Source organism: Clostridium sp. DFI.1.208, assembly GCF_024463855.1.
Lineage (GTDB): Bacteria > Bacillota_I > Bacilli_A > Erysipelotrichales > Erysipelotrichaceae > Clostridium_AQ.
The window spans coordinates 1-14134 of the sequence record NZ_JANGCA010000078.1; the positions used below are offsets into that span (position 1 = coordinate 1).

General features: G+C 44.7%; 16 protein-coding genes. 8 read left to right on the forward strand and 8 right to left on the reverse strand.

All coding sequences use genetic code 11. From position 1 onward, the window contains the following. Nucleotides 1-450 precede the first annotated feature (450 nt). Together NE665_RS21700 and NE665_RS24785 are read left to right on the forward strand one after the other, a co-directional pair. Nucleotides 451-1287, forward strand: a complete 837-nt coding sequence (locus NE665_RS21700) for a DUF5685 family protein (RefSeq protein WP_117444927.1) — start codon at nucleotides 451-453, stop codon at nucleotides 1285-1287. Further along, nucleotides 1280-1876 carry a J domain-containing protein gene (locus NE665_RS24785; RefSeq protein ID WP_002610447.1) on the forward strand — a complete coding sequence of 199 codons (597 nt, stop codon included), beginning with the start codon at nucleotides 1280-1282 and terminating at the stop codon, nucleotides 1874-1876. The genes NE665_RS21700 and NE665_RS24785 overlap by 8 nt, the downstream gene beginning before the upstream one ends. A 266-nt stretch (nucleotides 1877-2142) precedes the next feature. Here the strand turns inward: NE665_RS24785 and NE665_RS21710 are convergent, their stop codons facing one another. Beyond that, entirely contained in the window at nucleotides 2143-3753 is a 1611-nt protein-coding gene (locus NE665_RS21710; RefSeq protein ID WP_178760151.1) for a sensor domain-containing diguanylate cyclase, read from the reverse strand. A gap of 397 nt (nucleotides 3754-4150) precedes the next feature. On the opposite strand from NE665_RS21710, the gene NE665_RS21715 reads away from it, so the two are divergent. From NE665_RS21715 to NE665_RS21725, 3 genes are read left to right on the forward strand one after another with little or no spacing between them, the layout of a single operon-like run. Further along, nucleotides 4151-4387 (forward strand): FeoA family protein, encoded by a 237-nt coding sequence (locus NE665_RS21715; protein WP_117444930.1) that lies wholly within the window; start codon nucleotides 4151-4153, stop codon nucleotides 4385-4387. Beyond that, the gene (gene feoB / locus NE665_RS21720) at nucleotides 4384-6399 is read left to right on the forward strand and encodes a ferrous iron transport protein B (RefSeq protein ID WP_117444931.1); all 2016 of its coding nucleotides are present in this window, start codon (nucleotides 4384-4386) and stop codon (nucleotides 6397-6399) included. Before NE665_RS21715 ends, feoB begins: the two co-directional genes overlap by 4 nt. A 53-nt stretch (nucleotides 6400-6452) precedes the next feature. Beyond that, the gene (locus NE665_RS21725; protein WP_117444932.1) at nucleotides 6453-6635 is read left to right on the forward strand and encodes a FeoB-associated Cys-rich membrane protein; all 183 of its coding nucleotides are present in this window, start codon (nucleotides 6453-6455) and stop codon (nucleotides 6633-6635) included. Between the two features lie 508 nt (nucleotides 6636-7143). On the opposite strand, the gene NE665_RS21730 is transcribed toward NE665_RS21725, so the two are convergent. Next, complete coding sequence (locus NE665_RS21730; RefSeq protein WP_117444933.1) at nucleotides 7144-8022, reverse strand: AraC family transcriptional regulator; 879 nt, start codon at nucleotides 8020-8022, stop codon at nucleotides 7144-7146. 255 nt (nucleotides 8023-8277) lie between these two features. Between NE665_RS21730 and NE665_RS21735 the strand changes: the two genes are divergently transcribed. Both NE665_RS21735 and NE665_RS21740 read left to right on the forward strand, forming a co-directional pair. Next, nucleotides 8278-8742: a PTS sugar transporter subunit IIB gene (locus tag NE665_RS21735; protein WP_117444934.1), complete on the forward strand. Its 465-nt coding sequence runs from the start codon at nucleotides 8278-8280 to the stop codon at nucleotides 8740-8742. Between the two features lie 13 nt (nucleotides 8743-8755). After that, entirely contained in the window at nucleotides 8756-9004 is a 249-nt protein-coding gene (locus tag NE665_RS21740; RefSeq protein WP_117444935.1) for a PTS sugar transporter subunit IIC, read from the forward strand. Here the strand turns inward: NE665_RS21740 and NE665_RS21745 are convergent. Both NE665_RS21745 and NE665_RS21750 read right to left on the reverse strand, forming a co-directional pair. Next, entirely contained in the window at nucleotides 9001-10674 is a 1674-nt protein-coding gene (locus NE665_RS21745; protein WP_002604471.1) for a recombinase family protein, read from the reverse strand. The two genes, NE665_RS21740 and NE665_RS21745, sit on opposite strands and share 4 nt — an antisense overlap. A gap of 88 nt (nucleotides 10675-10762) precedes the next feature. After that, complete coding sequence (locus NE665_RS21750; protein ID WP_144367850.1) at nucleotides 10763-10897, reverse strand: transposon-encoded TnpW family protein; 135 nt, start codon at nucleotides 10895-10897, stop codon at nucleotides 10763-10765. 249 nt (nucleotides 10898-11146) lie between these two features. Between NE665_RS21750 and NE665_RS21755 the strand changes: the two genes are divergently transcribed. Next, nucleotides 11147-11368, forward strand: a complete 222-nt coding sequence (locus NE665_RS21755) for a hypothetical protein (protein WP_015522615.1) — start codon at nucleotides 11147-11149, stop codon at nucleotides 11366-11368. Here the strand turns inward: NE665_RS21755 and NE665_RS21760 are convergent. The 4 genes from NE665_RS21760 to NE665_RS21775 form a co-directional block, all read right to left on the reverse strand. Beyond that, on the reverse strand, nucleotides 11356-11598 hold the full coding sequence (locus NE665_RS21760) for a helix-turn-helix domain-containing protein (RefSeq protein ID WP_002604473.1): 243 nt from the start codon (nucleotides 11596-11598) through the stop codon (nucleotides 11356-11358). The two genes, NE665_RS21755 and NE665_RS21760, sit on opposite strands and share 13 nt — an antisense overlap. Then, nucleotides 11582-12019, reverse strand: a complete 438-nt coding sequence (locus tag NE665_RS21765; protein ID WP_002604474.1) for a sigma-70 family RNA polymerase sigma factor — start codon at nucleotides 12017-12019, stop codon at nucleotides 11582-11584. Before NE665_RS21765 ends, NE665_RS21760 begins: the two co-directional genes overlap by 17 nt. A gap of 469 nt (nucleotides 12020-12488) precedes the next feature. After that, nucleotides 12489-13475, reverse strand: a complete 987-nt coding sequence (gene rlmN, locus NE665_RS21770; RefSeq protein WP_006774449.1) for a 23S rRNA (adenine(2503)-C(2))-methyltransferase RlmN — start codon at nucleotides 13473-13475, stop codon at nucleotides 12489-12491. 16 nt (nucleotides 13476-13491) lie between these two features. Further along, the gene (locus NE665_RS21775) at nucleotides 13492-13677 is read right to left on the reverse strand and encodes a cysteine-rich KTR domain-containing protein (protein WP_003431289.1); all 186 of its coding nucleotides are present in this window, start codon (nucleotides 13675-13677) and stop codon (nucleotides 13492-13494) included. Between the last annotated feature and the right edge of the window lie 457 nt (nucleotides 13678-14134).

Genomic DNA, 14134 nt, shown 5'->3' on the forward strand with positions numbered 1-14134 from the left:
AATCCCCTTAATTATTATCTTAAGAGTTTGTGATTTCGATATAAATGTAGAGCCGTATACGAGACCCGTACGTACGGTTCAATGGGAGGGGCAATAAATCTTGAATTTATTCCTCTACCCCTATTACGCAAAGCTATTCATCACTGTCAGGATTTTATCATGATAATGGAATATGCAGAATCCCTTTTGGCCTGCTTAAATATCCTGCTATTAGAAACATCATATGATGGATACTCATTCCTCTATATATACCCATCTTTTTTAGCACAGCACGGCACGAGATGCTGTCTTTCTGCTTGTCTGCTATGCATACTTAACGCCTGCTTCAAAGGCTGAAAGGCGGCTTGTAATCGTGTGTTTTTATGTTATCTTGTCCGCTGCTCTTGAAATTTCCCTATAATAAGGGTAAACTTATCACATGAAGTTTTTTGTCAAGGCAGGGAATGTGAAATGTTTGGATATGTAGTTGTCAATAAACCGGAGCTAAAAATAAAGGATTTCGATACCTATCAATCCTTTTATTGCGGTCTGTGCAAAGCACTTCATGAGGATTTCGGACGCAGAGGACAGCTGACCTTAAATTTTGATCTCACCTTTCTGGCGATTTTGCTTACGGCATTGTATGAGCCCGAGGATCAGCTCGTTAGTGAGCGATGTGTCGTTCATCCTATGCATCGGCATGTGAAGCGGGAAAATGCCTATCTTCGCTATGCTGCGGATATGACGATTATTCTGACCTATCTGAAGTGTGAGGATGACTGGAAGGATGAGCATCGGCTGCAGGCCAGAAGTATGCTGCGGCTTTTAAAGCGTCCGATGAAGCGGATGGAAGAAGCCTATCCCCAAAAGATACAGGCGATTCGCGAGGCTTTGCAAAAGACAGCGGAGCTGGAGAAGGCGCAAAGTCGTGATCTGGACAGGCTTTCCTCTTTAAGCGGTGTGATGATGGCGGAAATCGTTACCTACCGACAGGATGAATGGTATGATACACTATATCGCCTGGGAGATTATCTGGGAAGATTCATTTACATCATGGATGCCTACGATGATGTGGAAGACGATCGAAGGAAGGGACAGTTCAATCCGTTTCTAGAAAAAAGCGGGCAAAAGGATTTTGATGAGCGTGTCAAGGTCATTCTGGAGCTGATGATTTCCAATAGCGCCGATGCATTTGAAGCACTGCCGATTCTGCGGCATGCGGATATTCTGCGTAATATCCTGTATGCGGGAGTTTGGACAAAATATGAAATGGTAAGAAAGAAAAGAACAGGTGAAAAAGATGGATGATCCGTTTAAGATATTAGGGGTGTCAAGGGATGCCAGTGAGGATGAAATCAAGCGTGCCTATCGCCAGCTTGCGAAGAAATATCATCCCGATGTAAACAAGGAACCCTACGCTGAAGAAAAATTCAAGCAGATACAGAATGCTTATCAGCAGGCACTGGATTATAAAAAGAACGGGGGAGCTTTCGGACAGAATTTCAACGGCTACCAGCAGAATACCTATCAGCAGTCATTTTCCAATGATTATCAGGCAGCTGTAAGCTATATAAACATGGGGCGGTTTCAGGAGGCGATTCAGGTGTTGAACAGCATTCAGAATCGGGATGCATCCTGGTACTACCTGTATGCCATCAGCAATTACAGTATCGGGAACCAGATTGCGGCGATGGAGGCGGCAGAGCGAGCGTGTCAGATGGATCCGTCCAATCAGCAGTACCGGCAGCTATATGCACAGATGCAATCCGGAAGAACCCGCTATCAGAGTATGCAGAGTCCCTTTGGCGGGGGAGGCTCGAATTTCTGCTGTCAGCTGATTTTATGCAATATGTGTCTTGGCGGGGGATGCTGCCCCGGTATTTATCTATGCAGATAGAGCCTGCAATTTGCGTACATGCGGTATCGGAATACCTACACACGCTGAAACAAAGAGGCGAAAAGCCTGCAGATACTTGCGATACGTCAGCTATCCATAAAGATGATGCATTGCGGCAGAACAGGCACTTACCCGTGTACGCCAAAGCAAAAGTAAAGGATCAATTTCATCAGGTTGCACAATGATGAAACTGGTCCTTTTTGTCTTTAACGCTGACATCTTTTAGCTTTACATAAGAATGTGAGCACTCAGTCTTCTATGTTTGCCTATCTTCCCTCAGCCTGATGAAAGGCACCGTTGTGTGTTACCTTTGCTTTGTACAAAGCCTCGTCGGCAGCCTTGATCAGCTCCATATAATTATCATTGCGACAGGCGATAATAGCACCGGAGGATAAGGTGATTGTGGGCATATTTCGTTTCTGTGCTTCCTTTGCCAGCGACAGATTGATATCCTCCATGATTTTTTTTGCTACACTGTAGTCGCACGTATTGGATACAAAGATGGCAAACTCATCTCCATGGAGTCGGGAAGCATAGTCGACTGTACGGATTCGACCAACGATCATCTGTGCTGTCAGACGGATAACCTCATCACCGGCGGAATGTCCATATTGATCATTGACAGCTTTAAAATGATCGCCGTCAATCATAATCAGGATTCCATTCTCATCCACCTCCATTCCCTGAATGTGATGCTTAACCGTACTGCGGAAGGATTTCATATTCATCATACCAGTCAGCTCGTCGATAGCTGCAGCTTTCTGAGCAGCCTGCAATGCGATTTCCAAACGCTTCTGTGTCTGTCCCAGCTCCACATAGGCTCCCTTTAATTCACGGTTTTTCAGCTCTCTGCTGATTTGGCTCAGCACATATATCAAAATGATTTCCAGTATGAGCAGAGGAATCAGCCAGGTCTGCAGCGTTGCGGACAGCATGGAGAATACGGGAATAAGAATAAGATAATTAAATTCCTTCCCCTGCTGGATCAGACCGAAGTATTTCTGATTCTGAACATCAACCAGCTGGATACCGGTGCCCTTCATGAGGTTGGTGAATTCGGTAGAAAAGCTGTTTTGAAAATCATAGAAGGCCTGTGCGTAGGAAGCCTCATCCTCTAGCTTCTTGCGATCCTCCTTTGAAATTGAGGAATCGGCCTGCTTCAGCTTGTTGTTTGCTTCTGTCAGCAGCTGTCTGTTTTCCGTAATGCTCTGCATCAGGTTTCCGCCGAGATAGTCCTCCTCACTGCTTCCGATGATGGTGCCGTTTTTGTCAAAAATGATCAGCTGTTCCTTATCATATGCCTGTAAAGAGGCAATCAGCTTTTGTATGTTTCCCATTTTTATATCGTAGGCAAACACGGTTTTCTGATCCGGCTGCAGCTGTGAAATGGTGGACAGGATATAATGATTGGCATAGCTCATATACGGTGGTGTGAATACGACTTCCCCCTTCGCTTCCAGCGCATTGCGATACCATGGACGTGTTGTGGCATCATATCCGCTTTTTTCATATTGCTCATAGGGCGTATCCCAGCTGTATAAATAGGCATTCCTATAATACATATACAGTCCGTCGAAGGTATCTCCCTCAATCGCTTGCAGCTGCTTATCCAGCTTTTTCAGATACCTCCAGATGGCTGCCGGTTGCGGCTCAGCTTCCACCTCCTTTTCAAGCATGGTGGTAAACAGCTGAAAGGAATGCCGGTAATCATCCATAACACCTTGTACTTCCTCCTGTGACTGCAACGTATGCGCAATCATATCCGCTTGAATTTGCCGGTAGGTATGATTGCCTATGATGATGCAGGCGGCAAGGTTGATGATCAGAAAGCCTGCGACATACCACAGCTGATGCTTTTTAAATAAACTACGTTTCATAGGGGACCTCCTCATTGGCTTTACCACAAAAGTTGAGTTTTAAAAAATATCTGTTATGTTCATTCTATCACAAAAAGACGAGGTGCACATAAGAAAAGAAAATGCAGTATGCATTCTTTTAAAATGACTGAAAAGAATGCTTATAATAACAACAAATGAAAGAATGTTTCATATTGTATTATATTTATTGACGATTTTCAGGAGGCTGCACAAGGGCGGTAAACGCTGCTTTCAGAAGAGCTTGTATGCAAAACGGCAGCCTTTGAGAGGGGATTGTGATGGAAAACTGTTTTCATTTGTGAAAAACTGCACGATAAGCATTGACAAAGTAAAGAATTAGAGTATGATATATATGGATATTAACCGAGGGTAACATTTAGAAAGTTGGTAGTGAATTATGACAACATTGGATAACATAAAACCGGGACAGGGCGGCATCATACGGACGGTCGGCGGACAGGGTGCACTGCGCAGACGGCTGCTGGATATGGGATTGACGCCGCGCACGAATGTGCATGTAAACAAGGTGGCACCGATGGGGGATCCCATGGAGCTGAATCTGAGAGGCTATGTCCTAACGCTGCGTCTGGAGGATGCTGCTAAGATAGAGGTAGATACGGAGGGTGCAAAATGAAGGATGTATTGATTGCACTAGCCGGGAATCAAAATTGCGGCAAGACAACACTCTTCAACCGCCTGACTGGCAGCAACCAGCATGTGGGGAATTTTCCGGGAGTAACCGTGGAAAAGAAAATGGGGCAGATCAAGTCATTTAAGGAAGCTGCTTTGGTCGATCTGCCGGGGATTTATTCCCTGTCTCCTTATACGAGTGAAGAGGTAGTGACAAGGGATTTCATTTTAAAGGATGATCCGGATTTGATCATCAATATCGTGGATGCCACGAATATTGAACGAAACCTCTATTTGTCTTTGCAGCTGATGGAGCTGCAGAAGCCTATGGTGATTGCGCTGAATATGATGGACGAGGTGACAGCCAGCGGAAACAGCATCGATGTGAATAAGCTGAGTGCGCATCTGCGCTGTCCGATCGTGCCTATTTCTGCAAGCAAGAATGAGGGAATCGATGAGCTGATCCGTGTGGTGAAAAAACAGATTCGGGATGGAAAGCAGGCAGTGAATCTGGACTTCTGTAAGGGAGAGGTTCACCGTGCTATTCATTCCATTGCCCACATTATAGAGGATCATGCGAAAAAGGCAAAGGTACCTATGCGCTTTGCTTCCACAAAGCTGGTGGAGGGAGACGAACCGATGCAAAGAGAGCTGCAGCTGCATCAGGATGACATTGATATTATAGAAAAAATCGTAAAAAGCATGGAGGATGCTTTACAGACAGACCGTGAGGCGGCACTGGCAGATATGCGCTACTCCTATATAGAGGAGCTGGTCGCTGACTGTGTTGTGAAACGACATGCATCCTCAGCACAGGTGCGCAGTGAGAAAATTGATGGACTGCTGACACATAAATATTTTGGAATACCGATTTTCATTTTGATTATGCTGTGTATTTTCTATCTGACCTTTGGACCAATCGGCGGCACCTTGCAAACGCTGCTGGAGGATGGGATTGCTGTGGCATGTGATCAAATGGCGCAGCTGCTGGCATCCATGCAGGTCAGTGATTGGCTGCAGGCGCTGATCATAGATGGTATCTGCAACGGTGTGGGAAGCGTGCTGTCCTTTCTGCCTGTTATCGTTACGCTGTTCTTCTTTCTGTCTTTGCTGGAGGACAGCGGGTATATGGCGAGGGTGGCGTTTGTTATGGATAAGCTGCTGCGTAAGATCGGCTTGTCCGGCAGAAGCTTTGTGCCAATGCTGATTGGCTTTGGCTGCAGTGTGCCCGCAATCATGTCCGCCCGTACATTAAGCAGTGAACGTGACCGGAAAATGACCATCGTTGTAACGCCGTTTATGTCCTGCAGTGCCAAGCTGCCGATTTATGGTATGATAACCGCTGCATTTTTTCCTGAGCATACCGCACTGATTCTGATCAGTGTATACCTGATCGGTATCCTTGTGGCGATCCTGTCTGCACTGTTGCTGAAAAGCACAATGTTTAAGGGAGACAGCGTACCCTTTGTAATGGAGCTTCCTTCCTATCGTATACCGAGTGCAAAAAGCGTTGTGCTGCATATGTGGGAGAAGGCTAAGGATTTTCTGCGCAAGGCATTCACAATCATCTTTGTGGCCAGCATCGTTATCTGGTTTTTACAGAGCTATGATTTCTCCTTCACTGCAGTGGCGGATTCCGCAGATTCCATGCTTGCCAGCATCGGTACCTGGATTTCTCATATTTTTGCACCGCTGGGCTTTGAGGACTGGAGAGCGAGTACAGCACTTGTTACCGGAATCACAGCAAAGGAAAGTGTTGTTTCCACGCTGAGCGTACTGACGCAGACAAGCAGCGATGCCGGTTTGAGTGCTGCATTGCAAACGATTTTTACACCGGTTTCTGCCTTTGCATATCTGTGCTTTACGGTCCTGTATATGCCCTGCATTGCTGCCTTCGCCGCAACTAGAAGAGAATTGGGATCCATCCGGCAGGCGCTTGGTGCTGTCGGCTATCAGACGCTGGTTGCCTATCTTGTCGCATTCCTTGTCTTTCAAATCGGAAGTATGTTCTTCTGATTGGACAAAACCTGTATTCCTGCATATACTAAAGGTGAACAGGACGTGAGAATATGAACATTGCAGATGTTATCGTAATAGCGGTACTGCTTGCTATCCTGGCAGTAATCGTTTATGTTACCAGACCGAAAAAAGGGAAAGCCTCCGGCTGCGGCTCCTGTCACAGTGACTGCTCCAGCTGCTCTGCCTTTTCCAGCCTGTATGAAGATTATAAGAAGGATCAGAAACAGGAATGATGCAGAATGAGCGTATGCATGCTTTTACTGAAGGAAGAAGGGAAGCATGGTATATTGTTGAGAAAACAGACATGGTGGGCTCTTATAGCTCAGTAATATTGAATAAAAGAAGATGCAAATTGATTGTTTAAGCAATTTGCATCCTCTTTTTTTTGATGTGACACATGGGTATAGTTCGATGCAGGCTTATTCATGCATGATTGCAGCACTATAGGTATAAGTACAAATTATGAACGCATACAAACGAGTATATATACGTTCAGGTTTATATTCTGCATATGCTGGAGTGCTGAGCTGTAAATACAGTGCTCTTCATCCTTCATAAATATGTATACCTTGTGGTGCCCTCTGGCTATAAGCCGTGCTTATACTGTCCTTTGTTTGATGTCACTTTCATTCCTTTTATGTATCTCACTGGGGAATTCACTTGCTTACTTTGCATAATGCAGGGCAGTTAGAAATACGCAAAGGCAGTGTTGCAGCTTATAAAAGTAAACAAGAGAGCGTATTATTTGTTATTGATTTGTGTTTTATTGAAGGCCTCCCGGTACTGAGAGGCTGTTATCAGCTCCTGCTTTTTAAAACAGCGCATAAAATACTTTTCATCATGAAAGCCGCACAGACTGGCAACCTCCTCGACAGAAATAGAGGAATTTCCCAATAACGACTTTGCACGCTCTATACGCTGCATGCGAATATATTCTGTCAGTGTCATTCCCATTTCTCTGGAAAACATACGGGACAGATAGGCGGGACTGTAATTGAATCTTTCGGCAATGATTTTCAGTGTCAGCTCCTGCTCCAGACTGGCCTTGATCCATTCGGTAATAAAAGAAAGAGCTTTGCTTTCCTTGTGCGATTCTGTGCTTTCCCTCGAGCGAAAAGCCAGCTCTTCAGTAATTTCAATCAGTAGGCTACTCATAAGCAAATCCAGATAAAAACGATTGCTTTCATTACGGTGCATGATATCCAGAAGCTGGTTGCAGAGAATATTGATTCTTGAAAAATCCATATCCTGTGAGTATTTGGGGATAACAAGAGCATGATTGTAGGGATACTCCTCCCTAATTCGCTGTAGTGCATCTGTCTTTGGCTTCATCGACCACGGCTCCGGCAGAAGAAAATGCAGCCAGTAAAAGGAGGTGTTTTCCGGACAAATCATCGTTCCATAATGTAAAACTCCCTGCGGTATCAGAAGCAGGGTGTTTTTCTGTGCTGCATATTCCTGTTCCCCGATCTGAATATGCAGGGTACCGCTCAATACGACTATCAATTCATGAAAATTACTCGTTCTGCGCTTATGCTGCCAGTTGGCGGTGCTCATAAAACGTCCCGCCCATAAAAACGTTGCTTCCTTTTCTATTCTGCTCAGCAGATAAGTACTCATAGCCGTCCCTCCTTTTTCTATAAGTATATAAGGGATGGTGGATTATGTCTACCATGATATGCAAAAAGTTGAAAATGTGAGCCATTACATGATGCATATATACGTTGAAATCGAAACATTTTTAAAACATGGTAAAAATCGTCCACTTTTTGTGAAGCATCTCTACTTACAGTGTGCTGGCTGCATGGTATGATGATAATGCTTACGAGTCGACACGTTAAGTAGTCTGTAAAGTCAGAAGACTGGGAGGTATTTATGGATATTATATTAGGCAGATTAGACAATCGTTTACTACATGGAATTATCGCGACACAATGGGTTCAGCATACGGCATGTGAGCGTCTCATGATTATTGATGACGAGGTTGCATTGGATTCTCAAAAAAAGGATATCATGCGTATCGCCAAGCCCGCCGGAATGCCACTGTCCATCATCACAACACAAACCGCTGTCGACAATTTTAAAAAGGGAAAATACAGCGGGAAACGGGTCTTTGTCGTTGCCAGAAAGCCACAGACCTTTCTGACTTTACAAAAACAGGGCATTACGATCGCTGCACTCAATATCGGAGGCTCTGCAGGGGAGAAGGATGAGACAATTAAATTATACGGACGATATTCCTGCAGTGAAGCAGATCAGAAATGTTTGGAAGCATTAAAGGCTGCCGGTGTGAGAATGTTCATGCAATACGTACCGGCAGATACGAAAATAGAGTATTAAGGAGGAAATTCATATGTTGGAACCAATACAAATTGTACTTGTCACCGTACTGGCGTTTATCATGCAGATGGATGAGATGGGGCCGCAGGGGTTCGGTCTGATCTATCCGGCCATCATCGGTCCGCTTACCGGGCTGCTGTTGAATGATCTGCAATCCGGCTGCATCGTTGGAGGAACACTGCAGCTGATGTCCTTAGGGGTAGCGGCAGTCGGCGGCTCATCAACACCACGATATGGCTGGGCGACAATTTGCTGGGGTTAGATAGCGATACTTTTTACATCTACCATGTTGCGGCGGTCATGGTTGACAACTTGCGTCGGCTCCTGCTCGGTATCAACCTGTCCGACAAAGCTATAATGGATTTCGATTTTCCGGGTGTTGGTTTCCCGGTCTAATTCATGTATCAAAATACGGTCGATAAACTCATGGACGTTTTCATAGGTCAATTCCTGTATGTCGCTGTATTTCCCGACAATCTGAATAAACCTTGATATATCCCTTTTTCGCTCGGTAACGGTTGCGATCTGCTGTTGTAACTCGTCTATCCTTGCGGCAAGGGATTTCTTTTCGTCCTCATAGCCGGAAGTTAGAAACACAAACCGTTCATCTGTCAGTCTGCCTAATGCGTTGTCCTCATACAGCTTGCGGAAAAGCGTGTCAAGTTCGGTCATACGCGCCTGTGCTTTGAAAAGTTCCTTTTGCTGCTGCGCTAATGCCTTTCTCGCTTCCATGTCGCCGTACTCGGTAGCTTTACAGATAAAGTCCTGTTCGTGTTCCTTAACATACCGCAAAACCCGCCGCATATCTTCCAGCACTAAATCAAGAAGTACGTTTTTGCGGATATAATGAGAGGTACACTCGCTGCCTGTCCTTGCCCTGTTGCGCCATGCGCCGCAAGAATAGGAAAACTTGCGCGGCTCGATATTTACGCCCTGTTGGTAATACATCTTATGTCTGCAACCAGCGCAAAACAGCAAGCCGGAAAAAATATCAATCTCCGCTGCTTTTGTCGGGCGGTGGCGGGTAGCAATCCGCTTTTGCGCAAGTTCAAAGGTTTCCTCGTCAACAAGCGGCTCATGGGTGTTTGGGAAGAAATAGCGTTGTTCTTCTTCGTTCTTCCGGGTCTTTTTCGACTTGTAGGATACCTTGTGAGTTTTCGCGGTTATGGTATGCCCTAAATATTCCTGCCTTGCTAATATGTCATAGAGCGTTTTGTCCGGCCAAGTATAGGGGGCGATCATTGCCCGCTGATACCGCGCCTGTCCTGTACGCTGATAGCGCAACGCTCCAATCGTCAAGACTTTGTTTTCCGCAAGCCATTTTTGGATTTCGCACATACGCACGCCGCTAACAAACATAGCGAAAACCTGTTTGACAATCGGCGCGGTTTCCGGGTCGGGTATAAGGTGGTGGCGGTTGTTCGGGTCTGGGATATAGCCGTATGGATATTCCCCGTTGACGCGCTCGCCTTTTTGCGCCTGTGCCTGTTTAACTGCGCGGATTTTCTTGCTTGTGTCGCGGGCGTAAAACTCGTTAAACCAGTTCCGCAAGGGGGTAAACTCGTTATCCTCCCGCGCTGTGTCAACTCCGTCGTTGATCGCGATATAGCGTACTCCGTTTTCGGGAAATACAATCTCTATGAGTTCGCCCGTTTTCAGATAGTTTCTGCCAAGACGGGAAAGGTCTTTGGTAATGACCGTCGCCACTCGTCCGGCTTCCACTTCCTGCAACATCGCTTGCAGCCCCTCGCGCTCAAAACTCACGCCGGAAAATCCGTCGTCCACAAAAAACTTTGTGTTCAAAAAATGGTGTTCGTCCGCATAGCGTTGAAGTATCATTTTTTGGTGCTGTATGCTTCCGCTTTCTCCGGCTTGCATATCCTCTTGACTTAAACGGCAGTAAAGGGCGGTGATTTTATTCGACTGTAACATTAGTCCTCCTTTCCGACAGCCGAATAAACAGGTATAATGTGTTGCTATCATTATACCATATCCCGCCGCCTAATGCACTACTCGGACGCTAAAAATCCTTTACAATGAGTTTCTCAATCTTTTTATGGATTGTATCGGTTGCCTTTTCACTCGGCAACGCTTGAACAAGATAGGTGATTTTCCCTATTTTGCGTTCGGTTGTAATTGTCTGTTTTTTATCCATTAGAAAAACCTCCTTTTCCTGTATGGATAAACTATATTCGTCAAAAGGCAAAAACGGGCGGTTGTTAGCTGCAACCTCACGGGAGTTTCACCCCGGCCCATGCTTATGGGTGCGCCGCGCAATACTTTGAGGGTGTTCAACGCGGGAGTATCATTGTGCCGCCTTGTATGTCGTCGCCCACAAGCTGCTAAACCTGTTTTACGGCGCGGTAGTTCTCGCTCGGCTTTTCCCCTATGGGGAAAAGCTGTCATGGCGTACCCGCCGACTGGCTCGGTACAGACGGAATGTACCCGTTTGCCTGTTATGCTGCGCACCAAAGGCCGCTTTCTTTGTCAAAGAACAATAGGCTTTGTCGGCCTGCAAAAGCACATCAACAGCGGATATGCTTTTGCGGAACGACAAATAGCCCATAACGGGAAGCGTGGAAAGGGGACACGCTCCCCGCATGGGCTAAAAGATTATCCTACATGAAAAGCAAGGGTGCGGGTAATAAGGCGCACTTGCAGCCTGTTACGCATTTCCTCGTCCACATAGGAATAGGTATTGCCCGCGTCGTCTTTCAGCGTGCGGGTACAAAGTTTCGCTATGTAACCCTCGTAGTGCTTCAAGATCGCGCACATGGCGGTTGTGTCGCCGTTTGCCGCTGCGGAAATGACAGGGAACGGCAACAGATTTTCAGACTTCCTAACGGTATTCATCATCTGCTTTTCCCTCCAAATACTGTTTGATTTTCGCAAGCGCGGATTTCCTGTGCCGGAAAACCGTCGTGCGTACAACATTCAGCAGTTCGCCAATTTCCGCGTCGCTCATATCCAAGAAGTAGGACAAAAGGATAATGTCGCGTTTCCTTTCGGGCAAAGCGTTAAGGGCTTCGGCAAGCAGTTCATTTTTGACGAGTACATCAAAGCCGGACACTTGAAAACGGAAATAATCGCTTTCGTATTCGTCCGTTGTGAAAAGCTGCGCGAGTTCGCTTTCGCTCAAATCCGAAAAAGTAACTTCGCGTGCTGCGCGTTTCGCAAGAGTGCGGCGGTGGCTTTTCGCTTCGCCGACCAAAGTTTTCTTTGCTAATGCGTCGTACTGATGTTGTATTCTTTCCTTGTCGGAAGAAGATAGCTCCATAGAGTTCACCTCCTTCCCGCGTGGAGTAGAGGACGGGAGTTAAGGGCTTGTCCTCTCTGCCCCTTTCGCTCCGTACCCGTTCGGGAGATGGCTCTTGAGTGCGCTTTTCAGAAAAAAGTTGAAAAAAGCAAAATGCGCCCGTCCGCAAGACGCGGACGGGCGCAAAGGAAATGTAAGCAGTAGCTAAATGTATTGACAGTTCACATTCATAGCCGGAATATCCCGCTTGCGGAGCATAGCTTTTTTTGACCGCAAAGCATTAGGCGGGTTACAGTAAATAAAAATGGACACGGCGATACCTCCCCGATACCGCCGTATCCTTAAAAAAGGGCGACTTTAATACACTACCCGCAATCCATTCTATAATAGGGAACAGCGGCTTTTGCGCAATATTAAATAAAAAAGCCGATAACACATAGGTTTTTTGACCTAATGCGTTATCGGCTCTGCGTCTATGCGTCTGGCACTTTTAATCATTTTTTTTGAATTTATTATATGTGTTAGCTAACTGTCCACAAGCCGCGTTAATCTCTCTGCCATGAGAAACTCTCATAGTAACTTCAAGTCCTGCTTGCTCTAATTGATGTTTGAATGCAACTATTTCCCGTTTCTGTGGTGCTTTAATTCTTGAATTGCTTGTTGGGTTGTATTGTAACACGTTAATCATAACTTTTTTGCCCCGAAACCATTTTGCAAGTTGTCTTACATCTGAGGGCCGGTCATTTATACCCGGTAAAAGCAAATACGCAAAGACAATTTTGCGATTATGCCTTTCAGAATAGGATAAGGCTTGCTTAACAACATCTTCAATAGCATATATGCGCATGTGAGGAATAATACGATTTCTTGCAGATTGTGTTGCTGCGTGTAAAGATATTGTCAACTGAATTTTAAGATGTTCCTCGCGCAATTTTTTTAATTGATCGACCGGACCAACTGTTGATATGGTAATGCCGTCGGTTGGAAAGTTGAGCCCATATCTATCTCGGAGAATATGGATTGCTTTTATCAAGTTGTCATAATTGAATAAAGGCTCTCCCATACCCATAAAAACGATACGGTTTACTTTTCGACGCAACAATATAATCTGTTGTACGATTTCTGACGATGTTAGATTACGAACAAAGCCATTTCGCCCGGACTCACAAAAAATACAACCAACAGGACAACCGACTTGTGTGCTCACGCAAACAGTTCCACCATCTCGCCGCTTGATAAAAACCGTTTCAATGTATTTGTTGTCTTTCAGTTCGTAAACATACTTTTCAGTATCACTGCTTTTGCAAATATTTTTTACCAACATTGATAGATTTTTTTTGCGTGGTAATTGCTTATATAATTCTTCATATAAGGCTTTTGCTTCATTCTCGCCAATAACTTCCGACATTTCTTTGTAAGTAAATCCGTATGGATCATTCCGTACTTCCGCAGGCGTATATTTAGGTAAACGTTTCATTTTTATATCCTTTCTTCTAAATAATAAAAGTTTGTTTTTCTGTATTTTTGATTACAATCTCTAATTTTTCTACATCAATGATATGCGTCAATTTGCATTTAGGGCAGAAAAGAGGAAAATCTTTTAATACAGTATTATGAAATACTTGAACTCTCGTCTTTCCGTTACAAATCGGACATTTTATCCAATATTTTTTAAGCATTATATTTCACTCGTCCTTTTTACACAAAAAAATGCAGGTCAATCCTCAACATGAGCATTGACCTGCATTTATAATGCACAGAGCAGTACAACAAAACTAAGGCATAGCTTGCACTATGTCTATACTATATCTATACGTCGTTAGTTTTTTGTATAGCATCCGCAAAATAAGCATGACAAAAAAGCCCATGTTGAAAATGGGAAAATCCTTTTTTTCAATGCTTATCTAATACGCATGCTATGCAACATAAACGCCGCCTCCTTTTACATAAATTTTATTTTATCAGAAAATCAGTCTACTGTCAATACACAACAGGAAGTATTTAACCTAAGCTGAAGTGAAAAGTTAAATTCCACTTTCAAAGTAGCTAAGTAGAAAAGACTCTTACACAACAATCTAGTTGAATTTACACTTACAATTGCATTTAGTCTTTCATATATCCTTTTTTATATCTATG

Coding starts and splice junctions, on each gene's coding strand:
- NE665_RS21700 (WP_117444927.1), top strand. CDS start 451: ATGTTTGGATATGTAGTTGTCAATAAACCGGAGCTAAAAATAAAGGAT.
- NE665_RS24785 (WP_002610447.1), top strand. CDS start 1,280: ATGGATGATCCGTTTAAGATATTAGGGGTGTCAAGGGATGCCAGTGAG.
- NE665_RS21710 (WP_178760151.1), bottom strand. CDS start 3,753: ATGAAACGTAGTTTATTTAAAAAGCATCAGCTGTGGTATGTCGCAGGC.
- NE665_RS21715 (WP_117444930.1), top strand. CDS start 4,151: ATGACAACATTGGATAACATAAAACCGGGACAGGGCGGCATCATACGG.
- feoB (WP_117444931.1), top strand. CDS start 4,384: ATGAAGGATGTATTGATTGCACTAGCCGGGAATCAAAATTGCGGCAAG.
- NE665_RS21725 (WP_117444932.1), top strand. CDS start 6,453: ATGAACATTGCAGATGTTATCGTAATAGCGGTACTGCTTGCTATCCTG.
- NE665_RS21730 (WP_117444933.1), bottom strand. CDS start 8,022: ATGAGTACTTATCTGCTGAGCAGAATAGAAAAGGAAGCAACGTTTTTA.
- NE665_RS21735 (WP_117444934.1), top strand. CDS start 8,278: ATGGATATTATATTAGGCAGATTAGACAATCGTTTACTACATGGAATT.
- NE665_RS21740 (WP_117444935.1), top strand. CDS start 8,756: ATGTTGGAACCAATACAAATTGTACTTGTCACCGTACTGGCGTTTATC.
- NE665_RS21745 (WP_002604471.1), bottom strand. CDS start 10,674: ATGTTACAGTCGAATAAAATCACCGCCCTTTACTGCCGTTTAAGTCAA.
- NE665_RS21750 (WP_144367850.1), bottom strand. CDS start 10,897: ATGGATAAAAAACAGACAATTACAACCGAACGCAAAATAGGGAAAATC.
- NE665_RS21755 (WP_015522615.1), top strand. CDS start 11,147: ATGGCGTACCCGCCGACTGGCTCGGTACAGACGGAATGTACCCGTTTG.
- NE665_RS21760 (WP_002604473.1), bottom strand. CDS start 11,598: ATGATGAATACCGTTAGGAAGTCTGAAAATCTGTTGCCGTTCCCTGTC.
- NE665_RS21765 (WP_002604474.1), bottom strand. CDS start 12,019: ATGGAGCTATCTTCTTCCGACAAGGAAAGAATACAACATCAGTACGAC.
- rlmN (WP_006774449.1), bottom strand. CDS start 13,475: ATGAAACGTTTACCTAAATATACGCCTGCGGAAGTACGGAATGATCCA.
- NE665_RS21775 (WP_003431289.1), bottom strand. CDS start 13,677: ATGCTTAAAAAATATTGGATAAAATGTCCGATTTGTAACGGAAAGACG.